Origin of the sequence: Halorubrum sp. CSM-61, from assembly GCF_003781945.1 — an archaeon.
Classification (GTDB): domain Archaea; phylum Halobacteriota; class Halobacteria; order Halobacteriales; family Haloferacaceae; genus Halorubrum.
Genome location: NZ_RJJW01000002.1, coordinates 247,495 through 262,009, shown reverse-complemented (window position 1 = coordinate 262,009; position 14,515 = coordinate 247,495). Strand labels below are relative to the sequence as shown.

Genomic DNA, 14,515 nt, shown 5'->3' with positions numbered 1-14,515 from the left:
CTGCTGCGTCTTTTAAGCCGACGCGTCGTAGCCCGCCTCGTTCACCGCGCTCACCAAGGCGTCCGGGTCGGCGTCGCCCTCGACTGTCGCCGAGTCGCTCTCGCGGTCCGCGGTCGCGCTCTCGACGCCGTCGACGCCTTCGAGCGCCTCCGTGACGCTCTGTTCGCAGTGCCCGCACGACATCCCCTCGACCGTGATCGTCTGGCTCATGACGCGTGGCGATAGGGCGGGCCGACGTTTGTCGTTTTCTGCTTTGAAACTGGGGTTCGATAGCCGGTTTCGCTTTGGAATCTGAACCGCACCGCCCAACCGTCTTATGTATCGGAGCCGTACCGGAACGCATGCGCGACCTCGACGAGACGGACTTGGAGATCCTGTCGCTGCTGGCCGAGGACGGCCGCCGGGCGTTCAGCGAGATCGGCGAGCGCGTGGGGCTGTCCGGGCCGGCGGTGTCGGATCGGGTCACCCGGCTGCAGGAGACCGGCGTCATCGAGGGGTTCACGGTCGACGTCGACCGCACGAAACTCCGGGCCGGCGTTCCGGTGCTGGTGGATGCGGATCTGCCGCCGAACCGTCCCGAGGCGCTCGACGCGGCGCGGGAGCGGCTCCGGGACGCCGACGCCGTCGAGCACGTTTTCGTTACAGCTGAGGGCGACCTCCGCGTGTACGCCCGCGTCGAGGGCCGGACCGCGCGGGAGTGGGTGCAGGGGTTGTTCGAGGGGATCGCCGTCGAGGACTACGCGATCACGTTGGTCGACGAGTTCGAGTGGACGCCCTCGATCGAGGGGGTGGAGTTCGCGCTGACCTGCGCGGAGTGCTCGAACTCTGTCGATAGCGAAGGCGAGACGGCCCGGATCGACGGCGAGGTGTACCACTTCTGCTGTCCGTCCTGCCTGTCGCGGTTTCGGGATCGGTACCAGCGACTGGAGGAGGGGGTATAATTCGGTGGGTGGGTATTTATAAGCCATTTTGTCGGTAAACACCTCCAAAGCCCCAGCTGCTCGTTTATAAGTGGTTGACAGCGGATCGACGGTAAACACCTCCAAATCCCCAGCCGCGACGGCTCGCGCGACTTGTTGCGCGCTTCAGTCGCTCGCGTTGCTCGCTCCTTGCAGTGCTTACTGCGCCGTGCTTCGCCCTCGCGACTGCCCCTTTGAGTCCCACCCCGCCCCGCACCGCAACCGCACCTCTCACCTCCCCAACCTCGTCAGTCGCCCTCCGCGTCGCTCCGGACGACTGACTCCCTCGCACGCGCTCCTCGCGCCCTGCGGGCGCTCGGAGGCGCGCGCCACCGCTCTCGTTTTAAATGAGGTCGTCGATCGATTCGGTTTCTCGTCTCCGGTCTCTCGGGTACGCACGTCACTTTGGAATCGAAGGTTTCGGCAGAGCTAGAGCCGCGGTCTCGAAGCAGAAAACCGCCTAAGGGTGGGACACGTAGGAGTAGGTATGCCAACGAGAACAGCCCACCTGAACGTCACGGGCATGTCCTGTGCCAACTGCTCGGCGACGATCGAGGACGCCCTCGGCGATCTCGACGGGGTGGCGTCGGCGAACGCCAACTACGCCACCGACGAGGGGTCCGTCGAGTACGACCCCGAGGAGGTGTCGCTCGCCGAGATCTACGCGGCGATCGAGGCCGCCGGCTACGGCGCGGTCAGCGAGACGGTCACGGTCGCGATCACCGACATGTCCTGCGCGGACGCCAACGCGGACGCCCTCGAGTCCACGCCCGGCGTGATCGAGGCGACGGTGAACTACGCGACCGACGAGGCGCAAGTCCGGTACAACCCCGCGGACGCCTCGCTCGGCGACCTCTACGACGCGATCGAGTCGGCGGGCTACTCGCCGGTCCGGGGGGAGAGCGGTGGGGACGGAGACGCTGAGGATAGCGTGAGCGAGACGGGCGACGCCGGACGGGACGCCCGCGACGCCGCCCGCGAGGAGGAGATCCGCAAGCAGCTCCGCCTGACCCTCTTCGGGGCGGTCCTCTCGCTTCCCCTGCTGGCCTTTATGACCGATCACCTGCTGTTCGGCGGCGAGATATTCCCGGAGACCGTCTTCGGGGTCTCGATCGGGTGGGTCCAGTTCCTGCTCGCGACGCCCGTGCAGGTCGTCTTAGGGCGCCCGTTCTACAGGAACTCCTACAAGGCGCTCGTGACGAACGGGCGCGCCAACATGGACGTGCTGATCGCGCTCGGCTCCACGACCGCGTACCTCTACTCGGTCGCGGCGCTCTCGGGCGCGATCGCCGGGAGCCTCTACTTCGACACCGCCGCGTTCATCCTCCTCTTCATCACGCTCGGCAACTACCTGGAGGCCCGCTCGAAGGGGCGCGCCGGCGAGGCGCTCCGGACGCTGTTGGAGATGGAGGCCGATCGGGCCACGCTCGTCTCCGAGGACGGGACCGAGCGGGAGGTCCCCCTCGACGAGGTGGCGGTCGGCGACCGGATGAAGGTCCGTCCGGGCGAGAAGATCCCGACCGACGGGGTCGTCGTCGACGGTCAGAGCGCGGTCGACGAGTCGATGGTGACCGGGGAGTCGGTTCCCGTCGAGAAGGAGGCGGGCGACGAGGTCGTCGGCTCGACGGTGAACGAGAACGGGGTGCTCGTCGTCGAGGCGACGAAGGTCGGCGCCGACACCGCGCTCCAGCAGATCGTCCGCACCGTGAAGGAGGCGCAGTCGCGCCAGCCCGACATCCAGAACCTCGCCGACCGCATCTCGGCGTACTTCGTCCCCGCGGTCATCGCCAACGCCCTCATGTGGGGCCTCGTCTGGTTCCTCTTCCCGGAGGCGCTCTCCGGGTTCGTCGACGCCCTGCCGCTGTGGGACCTCGTCGCCGGCGGCCCCGCGCCCGCGGGCGGCGGGATCTCGGTCTCGGAGTTCGCGGTCGTCGTGTTCGCCTCCTCGGTGCTCATCGCCTGCCCCTGCGCGCTCGGGCTGGCGACGCCCGCCGCGACGATGGTCGGCACGACGATCGGCGCCCGACACGGCGTCCTGTTCAAGGGCGGCGACGTGCTCGAACGCGCCAAGGACGTCGACACCGTCGTCTTCGACAAGACCGGGACCCTCACCGAAGGCGAGATGGAGCTGACGGACGTGGTCGCCTTCGACCGCGACGGCGACCTGCTCTCCGACGGGGGTGCGGCGCAGCGAGTGGAGAGCGACGACGATACCGCTACCACCGACCCCGCCCGCGACCCGGAAGACGAGGTGCTCCGGCTCGCCGCGATCGCCGAACGCGGCAGCGAACACCCGCTCGCCCGCGCCATCGTCGAGGGAGCGCGCGAGCGCGGACTGGAGGTCCCCGAGCCGGACGACTTCGAGAACGTCCCCGGACACGGGGTCCGCGCGACGGTCGCGTCGAACGGGTCCGACGCTGGCAGCGAGGTGCTGGTCGGCAACCGGAAACTGCTGCGCGACAACGGGATCGACCCCTCGCCCGCCGCGGCGGAGATGGAACGTCTCGAAAGCGAGGGGAAGACGGCGATGCTCGTCGCCCGCGTGCCCGCCGGCACGAACGACGGCCGGCTCGTGGGGATCGTCGCCGACGCCGACACGGTGAAGCCGAGCGCGGCGGACGCCGTGGCGGCCCTCAGGGACCGCGGTATCGACGTGATGATGATCACGGGCGACAACGAGCGCACCGCCCGCGCGGTCGCAGAGCGGGTCGGGATCGACCCCGAGAACGTCCGGGCCGAGGTCCTCCCCGAGGACAAGTCGGAGGCGATCGAATCGATACAGGCCGACGGCCGGCAGGCGATGATGGTCGGCGACGGGGTCAACGACGCGCCCGCGCTCGCGGTCGCGTACGTCGGCACCGCCATCGGCTCGGGGACGGACGTGGCCATCGAGGCCGCGGACGTGACGCTGATGCGCGACGACCCGCTCGACGTGGCGAAGGCGATCCGGATCTCGAACGCGACGCTTCAGAAGATCAAACAGAACCTCGTGTGGGCGCTCGGCTACAACACGCTGATGATCCCGCTCGCCTCGCTCGGCCTGCTCCAGCCCGCGCTGGCCGCGGGTGCGATGGCGCTCTCGAGCGTGAGCGTGCTCGCCAACAGCCTGCTCTTCCGCCGGTACGAGCCGGACCGCGACTACCGGCTGCTCGGTCGGCTGCGGTGAGCGAGGCCGCCGGACCCGATCACGGCTCGCCCCTCGTCACGCGGTACGCCTGATCGCCGTACCGGAGTCGGACCGTCTCGCCGTCGACGACGACTCGGTCGGCGGTTCGCCCGTCCGTCCGCAGGACCACCCGTTCGATCGCTTCGTCCGTGAACCCGAGCAGATTCCGGTAGCAGCGGTTCCGCCGACGCATCACCTGCTCGGCGATGATCGTGCGGTCGGCGGTCTGCGCTCGCTCCAGCGTGAGGGTGGCCCGATCTCCGTCGTCGGAGTCGGCCGCAGTCCGCCACCGGTCTTCGGTGACGGTCACTGTGTCCCCGTCCGACTCGCTCGTCGCGTCGTCCGTCGGAACGACGGAGACCGGCGGCGCGTCGACCTCGACGAGGGCGGCGCTCCTCGGCGTCGCGTGCCCGTATCCCACCACGGCGGCGTAGCGGCCGCCGCCGAGGTACGGGTAGCGATCCGCACTCTCGTCGTCCACTTCGTCGTCCATCTCACCGGTCGCCGCCGCCATCGTCCACGTCTCGCTTTCACCCGCCGCGAGGTTGAAGCAGATGCCGTCGTGAGCATACGGTCCGATGTGGAACCATCGGTCGCCCCGCAGTTTGTAGAGTTTCCAGTGGCCGCAGCCGGTCGATTCCTCCGATCGGTTGTAGTACGTGAAGTCGATCTGAGCAGGCAGTTCCGTCCTTTCGGTGCTCGGACGGACGAATCCCTGAGTCGTTTCGTCGGACTCGTGGTACCAAGTGACCTCGTTCTCGCCTGGAAGGTCTGGCATCGACACCCCGGCAAACTCCGAGTCGGTTGTCGGTCCCGGTGTGTCTGCCGGATCGGTCGACTCGTTTTCAGTCGTTGATTCGTTTGCTGGATCAGTCGATTCGTCTCCTGTCGTGTTGCAGCCGCCGAACGCCCCGAGGGCGGCCGACAGGCCAGCGAGGAGGGAGCGTCGGCGCATACCTTCCCTGTTCGCCAGCGTGTGAAGGGTCTTCTGGGGAGTCTCTCGATAGGGCACAGCTGGCCCGCGAGAACAAATTTGATATAGCGATATATGATTCAAACCATCGATCGGGCCCTAATTCCCGATCGACGGCGACGACGGCCTCGCACGTCGGTTCCGGTCCCCTGAGCGACGATCGACCGGCTTTTTCCCCACCGCGCCGTCGGATCGGGTATGGCCGACGAGTTCGACCCCGAGAAGTTCGAGGACAAGTACGCGAACTACTTCAACGAGCTCCAGCGGGCGTACAAGAACGCGTTCAACCAGATGAACGACCGGTACGACTCGGAGCTGATCCACGGGATCGACCAGACGGTGCTCAACGAGTCCGAGCCGTTCTACGAGGACGGCGAGTTCCGCGTCGAACTCCCCGAGAACCCCCGCGAGCGAATTCGGGGGGCGGTCCCCGTCGACGACGAGACGTTCGAGGAGACGCTCGACGAGTACGTCGACCGGATCGAGACGGAGCTGTACCGGACGCTGGGCGTCGACCGCCCGGAGTGAACCGATCGCGTTTGGCCCGTTCGCCCCTCCGACACGCCCGTTTTCCCGGCACGCGCCCCGTCGAACCAAAGGCATAAGCCGCCCGGACGCCAATTCGCGGGCATGAGCACGGACACGACTGACGCGGACAACGACCTCCGCGAGCGGATCACGAACTTCCTGCGGCGCAACTTCCCGCAGATCCAGATGCACGGCGGGAGTGCCGCCATCAGCCACCTCGACCGCGAGAACGGCGAGGTCACGATCCAACTCGGCGGGGCCTGCTCCGGCTGCGGTATCTCCCCGATGACGATCCAGGCGATCAAGTCCCGGATGGTCAAAGAGATCCCCGAGATCGAGACGGTCCACGCCGACACCGGTATGGACTCCGGCGCGGACGGCGACCTCGGCGGCACCAGCAGTGGCGGCATGTCTCCCTCCTTCCCCGGCGAGACCACCGACGACGGCGGTGACGACGAAGGCCCCCAGGCCCCCTTCTGAGCGGGTCGTTCGGTTTTTCCCCGATCTCGCGGTTCCGTTCTCTCTGTTTTCGATCTCCGAGAGCTATTTGCTCGATACTCCGGTGTCTGGCTCGCTTCTCGCTGATTCTGTGTAGACGGGGTTGATCTACGCCGCGAGCTGCTAAATCAAATATCGCTATATCAATTCACTCTCACGGCGCGACTGAAGGCTTTTTGCCCTCGGCGGTCGTGGACGACTCCTATGCACCATCGGGAAGTCGAGCCGACGGCGGAGTACGTCGCGCGGTTCGAGACGGGCGCCGACTGGCGGGAGGAGATCGAGGACCTGGCCCGCGCGGAGGACGTCGAGGCGGGCTGGTTCACGGCGCTCGGGGCCGTACAGGACGCGGAAGTGTGGTTCTACGACCAAGACGACACCGAGTACCGCTCGGTGTCCTTCGACGAGCCGCTAGAGGTCGCGGCCTGCGTCGGCAACGTCTCGCTGCTCGACGGCGACGTGTTCGCGCACACGCACGTCGTGCTGTCGCGGCCGAGCGGGCAGGCGCTCGCGGGGCACCTCGACTCCGCGACCGTCTGGGCCGGCGAGTGTCACCTGCGGGCGTTCGCGGAGCCGCTGGAGCGCTCCCACGACGAGGCCACCGACCTCGACCTATGGCTTTGAGAACGGGCGCGCGGCGATGAGGCCGGACGACGAGCGCTACTTCGCCCGGATCGAAGACCGGCTCGACGAGGCGTGGGACGTGGCCGAGGCCGCCAAGGAGCAGGGCCACGACCCGAAACCGGAGATCGAGATCCCGATCGCCCGCGACATGGCGGACCGCGTCGAGAACATCCTCGGGATCGACGGGGTCGCGGAGCGCGTCCGCGAGCTGGAGGGCGAGATGTCCCGCGAGGAGGCGGCGCTGGAGCTCGTCACCGACTTCGTCGAGGGGACCGTCGGCGACTACGACTCCCGCGCCGGCAAGGTCGAGGGCGCGGTCCGGACCGCGGTCGCGCTGCTCACCGAGGGGGTCGTCGCCGCGCCGATCGAGGGGATCGACCGCGTCGAGCTGTTGGAGAACGACGACGGCACCGAGTTCGTCAACGTCTACTACGCCGGGCCGATCCGGTCCGCGGGCGGGACCGCGCAGGCGCTGTCCGTGCTCGTCGCCGACTACGCCCGGTCGCTGCTCGATATCGACGAGTACAAGCCCCGAGACGTGGAGGTCGAGCGCTACGCCGAGGAGATCGCCCTCTACGACAAGGAGACCGGGCTCCAGTACACGCCCAAGGACAAGGAGTCGAAGTTCATCGCCCAGCACATGCCCGTCATGCTCGACGGGGAGGCGACGGGCGACGAGGAGGTCTCCGGCTTCCGCGACTTGGAACGGGTCGACACCAACTCCGCGCGCGGCGGGATGTGTCTCGTCGCGGCCGAGGGGATCGCGCTGAAGGCCCCGAAGATCCAGCGGTACACCCGCGATCTGGACGAGGTCGACTGGCCGTGGCTCCAGGACCTGATCGACGGGACGATCGGGAAGGACGGCGGCGGTGCGAGCGACGAGGACGGTGCGAGCGACGAGACCGCCGAGGAAGCCGGCGCGGAGGCGGACGACGACGGCGACTCGGAGGCGGACGCAGAGGGCGAGAGCGACGGAGACGGTGCGGACGACGACTCGGGAGCCGCCGAGCCCGACGGCCCCCTTCGCGCGAAGTCCTCCCAGAAGTTCCTCCGGGACCTGATCGCCGGCCGCCCCGTGTTCACCCACCCGAGCGAGGCGGGCGGGTTCCGGCTCCGGTACGGTCGCGCGCGCAACCACGGGTTCGCGACCGGCGGGGTCCACCCGGCGACGATGCACCTCGTCGACGACTTCCTCGCGGCGGGCACTCAGATCAAGACGGAGCGCCCGGGGAAGGCCCACGGGGTCGTCCCCGTCGACTCCATCGAGGGGCCGACGGTGCGGCTCGCGAACGGCGAGGTCCGGCGGATCGACGACCCCGAGGAGGCGAAGGAGATCCGGAACGGCGTCGAGAAGGTGCTCGATCTGGGCGAGTACCTCGTCAACTACGGCGAGTTCGTCGAGAACAATCACCCGCTCGCGCCCGCGTCGTACGTCTCCGAGTGGTGGGTCCAGGAGTTCGAGGCCGCCGGCGCCGACGTGCAGGCGATGCGGGACGACCCGCACGTCGACCTCGAACGCCCCGACGTCGACGAGGCCCTCGCGTGGGCGCGCGAGTACGACTGTCCGCTCCACCCGGAGTACACCTACCTCTGGCACGACGTGTCGATCGACGCCTTCGAGGCGCTCGCCGACGCGGTCGCCGCCGGCGACGTGGTCGAGGGCGTCCTCGCGGTCGAGCGCACGGAGACGACGCGGGCGGCGTTAGAGTCGCTGTTAGTCGAGCACGTCGCGACGCCCGACGCGCTCCGGATCCCCACGTGGCGCCCGCTCGCGCGGTCGCTCGGGGTCGACGACGGGCTCCGGAAGACGTGGGACGCGGACGATCTCTCGGCGGCGGCCCGCGAGTGGGACGACGGCGAGAACGCCATCCGGGCCGTCAACGAGGTAGCGCCCTTCGAGGTGCGCGAGCGGGCGCCGACCCGGATCGGTAACCGGATGGGCCGCCCGGAGAAGTCGGAGAGCCGCGACCTCTCGCCCGCGGTCCACACCCTCTTCCCGATCAACGAGGCCGGCGGCCCCCAGCGCGACGTGGCGGAGGCCGCGAGCGTCATGGACGACTCGGGCCACCGGGGGCGGCTGGAGGTGGAGGTCTCCGACCGCGTCTGTCCCGAGTGCGGCGAGCACACGTACCGGGCGCAGTGCCCGGACTGCGAGGTCCACACCGACCTCCACTACGAGTGCGGCGACTGCGGCACCGTCTGCGAGCCCGACGAGGCCGGTCGCGTCGAGTGCCCGCGCTGCGAGTGGGAGGTGACCGCGGCGACCTACCGGGAGGTCGACCTCAACGACGCCTACCGCTCCGCGCTGGCGAACGTCGGCGAGCGCGAGGCGTCCTTCGAGATCCTCAAAGGGGTACAGGGGCTCACCTCGCGGAACAAGACCCCCGAGCCGATCGAGAAGGGGGTCTTGCGCGCGAAGAACGGCGTCACGTCGTTCAAGGACGGCACCGTCAGGTACGACATGACCGACCTCCCCGTCACGTCGGTCCGCCCGGAGGAGCTCGACGTCACCGCGGACCACCTCCGGGAGATCGGCTACGAGACCGACATCGACGGCGAGCCGCTGCGCCACGACGACCAGCTCGTCGAGCTCCGAGTGCAGGACATCGTCCTCTCCGACGGCGCCGCCGAGCACATGCTGAAGACCGCGGACTTCGTCGACGACCTCTTGGAGCAGTACTACGGGCTCGACCGCTTCTACGAGGTGAACGAGCGCGACGACCTCGTCGGCGAGCTCGTCTTCGGGATGGCGCCCCACACGAGCGCCGCGACTGTCGGGAGAGTGGTGGGTTTCACGTCGGCCGCCGTGGGGTACGCTCATCCGTACTTTCACGCCGCGAAACGTCGGAATTGCGACGGTGACGAGGATTGCGTGATGCTCCTCATGGACGGTCTTCTCAACTTCTCGAAAACTTTTCTCCCCGACCAGCGCGGCGGTCGCATGGACGCGCCGCTCGTGATGTCCTCGCGGATCGATCCCTCGGAGATCGACGACGAGGCGCACAACGTCGACATCGCGCGGGAGTACCCGCGCGAGTTCTACGACGCGACGCTGGAGATGGCCGATCCGGAGTCGGTCGAGGACCTGATCCAGATCGGCGAGGACACGCTCGGGACCGACGAGGAGTACCACGGGTTCGGCCACACCCACGACACGACGGACATCGCGATGGGTCCGGATCTGTCGGCGTACAAGACCCTCGGTGACATGATGGAGAAGATGGACGCCCAGCTGGAGCTGGCCCGGAAGCTCCGTGCGGTCGACGAGACCGACGTGGCCGAGCGCGTGATCGAGTACCACTTCCTGCCGGACATCATCGGGAACCTCCGGGCGTTCTCGCGGCAGGAGACGCGGTGTCTCGACTGCGGCGAGAAGTACCGCCGGATGCCGCTGTCGGGCGACTGCCGCGAGTGCGGCGGTCGCGTGAACCTCACCGTCCACGAGGGGTCGGTGAGCAAGTACGTCGACACGGCGATCGAGGTCGCCGACCGGTTCGGCTGCCGGCCCTACACGAAACAGCGGCTGAAGGTGTTAGACCAATCGCTTGAGTCGATCTTCGAGGACGACACCAACAAGCAGTCGGGGATCGCGGACTTCATGTAGAAGATCGGGGCTGGACCGGGGTTGTTGGGGCCTTTTAAGCGGTGGTCGGCGTCGCCGGTCGCTTATAAATCGTTGATCGTAGAGTGACGGTGAACACCTCCAAAGCCCCAGTCGCTCGGCTATAAACGGTTGGCGGCGGATCGACGGTGAACACCTCCAAAGCCCCAGTCGCTCGGCTATAARCGGTTGGCGGCGGATCGACGGTGAACACCTCCAAAGCCCCAGTCGCTCGGCTATAAACGGTTGGCGGCGGATCGACGGTGAACACCTCCAAAGCCCCAGTCGCTCGGCTATAAACGGTTGGCGGCGGATCGACGGTGAACACCTCCAAAGCCCCAGTCGCTCGGCTATAAACGGTTGGCGGCGGATCGACGGTGAACACCTCCAAAGCCCCAGTCGCGAGGCCGCCGTACGCTCGCTGCGCTCCTCGCTCAGTCGCTACCGCTCCTTCGCTACGGTGCTTACGTCGCCTACGGCGGCCTCGCGACTGCCCCTTTGAGTCCACCCGCACGCACCGCACAGCCTCACGCCTCCCCAGCCTCGTCGGCGCGGCGCTTACAAGCGCCGCGCCGACTCCCTCGTGCGGGCTGCTCGCGCCCGACGGGCGCTCGCAGGCGCACGCCACCGCTGCTGCCGTCCGATTCCGTTTATAAAGAGACCGCCGCTGCCGCCTCGCCTCAGTCGTCTGCGCGCGCGTCCTCGACCACCTGTACGAACTCGCGGGCGGTCTCGGTGATCGCCTCGTAGTCGCCGCGCTCGGCGGCGTCGTAGTCGACGAGGGCGCCGCCCGCGCCGACCGCGAACGCGCCGGCGTCGATGTAGTCCGCGGCGTTGTCGGGGCCGACGCCGCCGGTCGGCATCATCGGGATCTGGCCGAGCGGGCCCTTCATGGCGCCGAGGTGGGCCGGGCCGACGGTCTTCGCGGGGAACACCTTCACGAAGTCGGCGCCGGCCTCGTAGCCGCGGACCGCCTCGGTCGGGGTCATCACGCCGGGCGCGCTGACGGCGCCGTAGCGGTTGCACGTCTCGATCACGTCCTCGTGGAGGCTCGGCGAGACGACGAACTCCGCGCCGGCCATCAGGGTCGTTCGGGCCGTCTCGCTGTCGAGGACCGTGCCGGTGCCCACGACGACCTCGTCGTCGAAGGAACCGGCGACCTCGCCGAGCTTCTCTGCGACGTCCGGCGTGTCGGCCGTGATCTCGACGGCGGTGACGCCGCCCTCGCGCAGCGCCTCCGTGATCCCGATCAGCTGGTCGGCCTCGACTCCGCGCAGCACCGCGACGACGCCGCTGTCGACGATCCGCGAGAGCGTCTCGTTCATGCGTCCCCGTTTCCGAGCGAAACGTAAATAGACGCGGATGCGCACGGAAAGGGAAAACATCGCCTGACCGGTCCCTCCAGATCGTGCGACCGATCGACACGAAAACGGCGGGGATCGCGGGCCGATCCGGTCGAAACGGCCGAGACGAAACACTACCCTTTTGACCCTGCTGTCGGTAACGAACGGTATAATGGGCCGACGCAAGAAGATCGTTCAAGAGTGCGAGCGGCTGATGGACAACCCGGAGCACATCCGGAACATCGCCATCGCCGCCCACGTCGACCACGGGAAGACGACGCTCTCCGACAACCTGCTGGCCGGTGCCGGCATGATCTCCCAGGACACCGCGGGCGAGCAGCTCGCGATGGACACGAAGGAGGACGAACAGGAGCGCGGCATCACCATCGACGCGGCGAACGTTTCGATGACCCACGAGTACGAGGACACCAACCACCTCATCAACCTCATCGACACCCCGGGCCACGTCGACTTCGGTGGCGACGTCACCCGCGCGATGCGCGCGGTCGACGGCGCCTTAGTGGTCGTCGACGCCGTCGAGGGCGCGATGCCCCAGACCGAGACGGTGCTCCGGCAGGCGCTCCGCGAGGGCGTGAAGCCGGCGCTGTTCATCAACAAGGTCGACCGCCTCATAAGCGAGCTCCAGGAGGGGCCCGAGGAGATGCAGGAGCGGCTGATGTCGGTCATCGCCGACGTCAACGAGCTCATCCGCGGGATGGCCGAGAACATGGACGACATCCCCGAGGACTGGACCGTCTCCGTCGAGGACGGGACGGTCGGGTTCGGCTCCGCGCTGTACAAGTGGGGCGTCTCGATGCCGTCGATGCAGCGGACCGGCATGGACTTCGGCGACATCATGGAGCTCGAACGGAACGACAAGCGCGACGAGCTCCACGAGCGGACGCCGCTTTCGGACGTCGTGCTCGACATGGTCTGCGAGCACTTCCCGAACCCGGTCGACGCCCAGCCCCGTCGTGTCCCGCGCATCTGGCGCGGCGACGCGGACTCCGAACTGGCCGAGGGGATGCAGCTCGTCGACGAGGACGGCGACGTCGTCTTCATGGTCACCGACATCTCCATGGACCCGCACGCGGGCGAGATCGCGACCGGTCGCGTCTTCTCCGGCACGCTGGAGAAGGGACAGGAGCTGTACGTCTCCGGGACCGCGGGCAAGAACCGCATCCAGAGCGTCGGCCTCTTCATGGGGTCCGAGCGCGAGGAGGTGGACCGCGTCCCGGCCGGGAACATCGCGTCGGTCACCGGCCTGCGTGACGCCATCGCCGGCTCCACCGTCTCCTCCGTGGAGATGACGCCGTTCGAGTCGATCGAGCACATCTCCGAGCCGGTCATCACGAAGTCCGTCGAGGCCCAGAACATGGACGACCTGCCGAAGCTCATCGAGACGCTCCAGCAGGTCGCCAAGGAGGACCCGACGATCCAGATCGAGATCAACGAGGACACGGGCGAGCACCTCATCAGCGGGCAGGGCGAGCTCCACCTCGAAGTGATCACCCAGCGGATCCGCGACAACCAGGGCATCCCGGTCATCACCGGGGAGCCGATCGTCGTGTTCCGCGAGCAGCCCCAGGAGGCCTCCCGCGAGGTCGAGGGGCAGTCGCCGAACCGCCACAACAAGTTCTACCTCACCGTCGAGCCGATGGCCCAGGAGATCGTCGACGCCATCCAGCTCGGCGAGGTCTCGATGGACATGCCCGAACTGGAGCGCCGCGAGGCGCTCCAGGAGGCCGGCATGGACAAGGACACCTCCCAGAACGTCGAGCACATCCACCGGACGAACATCCTCATCGACGACACGAAGGGGATCCAGCACCTCAACGAGACGATGGAGCTCGTCTTAGAAGGGCTACAGGAGGCGCTCGACGACGGGCCGCTCGCCGCCGAGCCGGTCCAGGGGTCGCTGTTCCGCCTGCACGACGCGAAGCTCCACGAGGACACCATCCACCGCGGTCCCGCGCAGGTCATCCCCGCGGTCCGCGACGCGGTCCACCGCTCGCTGATCGACGGCGAGGTCCGCCTGCTGGAGCCGATTCAGGACGTCCGGATCGACGTGCCCTCGGAGCACATGGGCGCGGCGTCCGGCGAGATCCAGGGCCGCCGCGGCCGCGTCGACGACATGTACCAGGAGGGCGACCTCATGGTCGTCGAGGGCATCGCGCCCGTCGAGGAGATGATCGGGTTCTCCTCCGACATCCGCTCGGCCACCGAGGGCCGCGCCTCGTGGAACACCGAGAACGCGGGCTTCCGCGTGCTCGTCGACAACCTCCAGCGCGAGAAGATCATGGAGATCCGCGAGCGGAAGGGCATGAAGCTGGAACTGCCGCAGTCGATCGACTACTTCTAAGTCGCCGACGCGGTCCGCGGTTTTCCGCGGTCTCTCGGCTCCGTCACGCCTCGATCCCTTTCACACCTCGATCCCTCTCACGTCTCGACTCCGTCACGTCTCGATCTTTTCGATGATCTCGTCCGCTTGCTCGCGGGCCTTCGTTTCGCCCGCGTTCTTCTTGATCAACACGGACTGAACCACCCAATCGTCGTCGTCCTCCCGCTTTCCCATCCGCACCTCGCTGCCCTCCGAGACGGAGCCGGAGACGCGGTCCGCCCAGTCCGGTGTTCGGATCTCGTCGAACCGGTCCGGGTCCCGATACCGGACGTGGTAGTACTCGTCGCCCTCCTCGACCGCTTCGGACTCGGGAATTCGTGACATCGTGTCTCATACGATAAGCGTACTCAAAAGGCCTCGGAACAATTCGACGATCGTAGTCCGTATGGCGTTCTCGTTAGGAAGAATATTGAAAAGAACCA

Annotated in this window: 11 protein-coding genes; 7 read left to right on the top strand and 4 right to left on the bottom strand. The window is 67.8% G+C overall.

Features of this window, described 5'->3' with window-relative positions:
- Positions 1-12: 12 nt before the first annotated feature.
- Positions 13-210, bottom strand: a complete 198-nt coding sequence (locus tag EDM04_RS04345) for a heavy-metal-associated domain-containing protein (RefSeq protein ID WP_123619931.1) — start codon at positions 208-210, stop codon at positions 13-15.
- Between the two features lie 131 nt (positions 211-341).
- Between EDM04_RS04345 and EDM04_RS04340 the strand changes: the two genes are divergently transcribed.
- Together EDM04_RS04340 and EDM04_RS04335 are read left to right on the top strand one after the other, a co-directional pair.
- On the top strand, positions 342-941 hold the full coding sequence (locus tag EDM04_RS04340; RefSeq protein WP_123619930.1) for an AsnC family transcriptional regulator: 600 nt from the start codon (positions 342-344) through the stop codon (positions 939-941).
- A 505-nt stretch (positions 942-1,446) separates the two neighbouring features.
- On the top strand, positions 1,447-4,125 hold the full coding sequence (locus tag EDM04_RS04335) for a heavy metal translocating P-type ATPase (protein ID WP_123619929.1): 2,679 nt from the start codon (positions 1,447-1,449) through the stop codon (positions 4,123-4,125).
- A 19-nt stretch (positions 4,126-4,144) separates the two neighbouring features.
- Here EDM04_RS04335 and EDM04_RS04330 read toward each other — a convergent pair whose 3' ends face one another.
- A complete protein-coding gene (locus tag EDM04_RS04330; protein WP_123619928.1) occupies positions 4,145-4,903 on the bottom strand; it encodes a hypothetical protein in 759 nt (252 codons plus the stop codon).
- 393 nt (positions 4,904-5,296) lie between these two features.
- Here EDM04_RS04330 and EDM04_RS04325 point away from each other — a divergent pair, with 393 nt between their 5' ends.
- The 4 genes from EDM04_RS04325 (at position 5,297) to EDM04_RS04310 (ending at position 10,352) form a co-directional block, all read left to right on the top strand.
- A complete protein-coding gene (locus tag EDM04_RS04325; RefSeq protein WP_123619927.1) occupies positions 5,297-5,626 on the top strand; it encodes a DUF5783 family protein in 330 nt (109 codons plus the stop codon).
- Between the two features lie 102 nt (positions 5,627-5,728).
- Complete coding sequence (locus EDM04_RS04320; protein WP_099254317.1) at positions 5,729-6,106, top strand: NifU family protein; 378 nt, start codon at positions 5,729-5,731, stop codon at positions 6,104-6,106.
- 222 nt (positions 6,107-6,328) lie between these two features.
- The gene (locus tag EDM04_RS04315) at positions 6,329-6,748 is read left to right on the top strand and encodes a PPC domain-containing DNA-binding protein (RefSeq protein WP_123619926.1); all 420 of its coding nucleotides are present in this window, start codon (positions 6,329-6,331) and stop codon (positions 6,746-6,748) included.
- A gap of 16 nt (positions 6,749-6,764) precedes the next feature.
- Positions 6,765-10,352: a DNA polymerase II large subunit gene (locus EDM04_RS04310; protein ID WP_123619925.1), complete on the top strand. Its 3,588-nt coding sequence runs from the start codon at positions 6,765-6,767 to the stop codon at positions 10,350-10,352.
- Positions 10,353-11,029: 677 nt separating this feature from the next.
- Here EDM04_RS04310 and EDM04_RS04300 read toward each other — a convergent pair.
- Complete coding sequence (locus EDM04_RS04300; RefSeq protein WP_123619923.1) at positions 11,030-11,674, bottom strand: bifunctional 4-hydroxy-2-oxoglutarate aldolase/2-dehydro-3-deoxy-phosphogluconate aldolase; 645 nt, start codon at positions 11,672-11,674, stop codon at positions 11,030-11,032.
- Between the two features lie 190 nt (positions 11,675-11,864).
- Between EDM04_RS04300 and EDM04_RS04295 the strand changes: the two genes are divergently transcribed.
- On the top strand, positions 11,865-14,054 hold the full coding sequence (locus EDM04_RS04295; RefSeq protein WP_123619922.1) for an elongation factor EF-2: 2,190 nt from the start codon (positions 11,865-11,867) through the stop codon (positions 14,052-14,054).
- Positions 14,055-14,147: 93 nt separating this feature from the next.
- Here the strand turns inward: EDM04_RS04295 and EDM04_RS04290 are convergent, their stop codons facing one another.
- Positions 14,148-14,417, bottom strand: a complete 270-nt coding sequence (locus EDM04_RS04290; RefSeq protein ID WP_123619921.1) for a hypothetical protein — start codon at positions 14,415-14,417, stop codon at positions 14,148-14,150.
- Positions 14,418-14,515 lie beyond the last annotated feature (98 nt).

Coding starts and splice junctions, on each gene's coding strand:
- EDM04_RS04325 (WP_123619927.1), top strand. CDS start 5,297: ATGGCCGACGAGTTCGACCCCGAGAAGTTCGAGGACAAGTACGCGAAC.
- EDM04_RS04320 (WP_099254317.1), top strand. CDS start 5,729: ATGAGCACGGACACGACTGACGCGGACAACGACCTCCGCGAGCGGATC.
- EDM04_RS04335 (WP_123619929.1), top strand. CDS start 1,447: ATGCCAACGAGAACAGCCCACCTGAACGTCACGGGCATGTCCTGTGCC.
- EDM04_RS04300 (WP_123619923.1), bottom strand. CDS start 11,674: ATGAACGAGACGCTCTCGCGGATCGTCGACAGCGGCGTCGTCGCGGTG.
- EDM04_RS04295 (WP_123619922.1), top strand. CDS start 11,865: ATGGGCCGACGCAAGAAGATCGTTCAAGAGTGCGAGCGGCTGATGGAC.
- EDM04_RS04345 (WP_123619931.1), bottom strand. CDS start 210: ATGAGCCAGACGATCACGGTCGAGGGGATGTCGTGCGGGCACTGCGAA.
- EDM04_RS04330 (WP_123619928.1), bottom strand. CDS start 4,903: ATGCCAGACCTTCCAGGCGAGAACGAGGTCACTTGGTACCACGAGTCC.
- EDM04_RS04310 (WP_123619925.1), top strand. CDS start 6,765: ATGAGGCCGGACGACGAGCGCTACTTCGCCCGGATCGAAGACCGGCTC.
- EDM04_RS04315 (WP_123619926.1), top strand. CDS start 6,329: ATGCACCATCGGGAAGTCGAGCCGACGGCGGAGTACGTCGCGCGGTTC.
- EDM04_RS04340 (WP_123619930.1), top strand. CDS start 342: ATGCGCGACCTCGACGAGACGGACTTGGAGATCCTGTCGCTGCTGGCC.
- EDM04_RS04290 (WP_123619921.1), bottom strand. CDS start 14,417: ATGTCACGAATTCCCGAGTCCGAAGCGGTCGAGGAGGGCGACGAGTAC.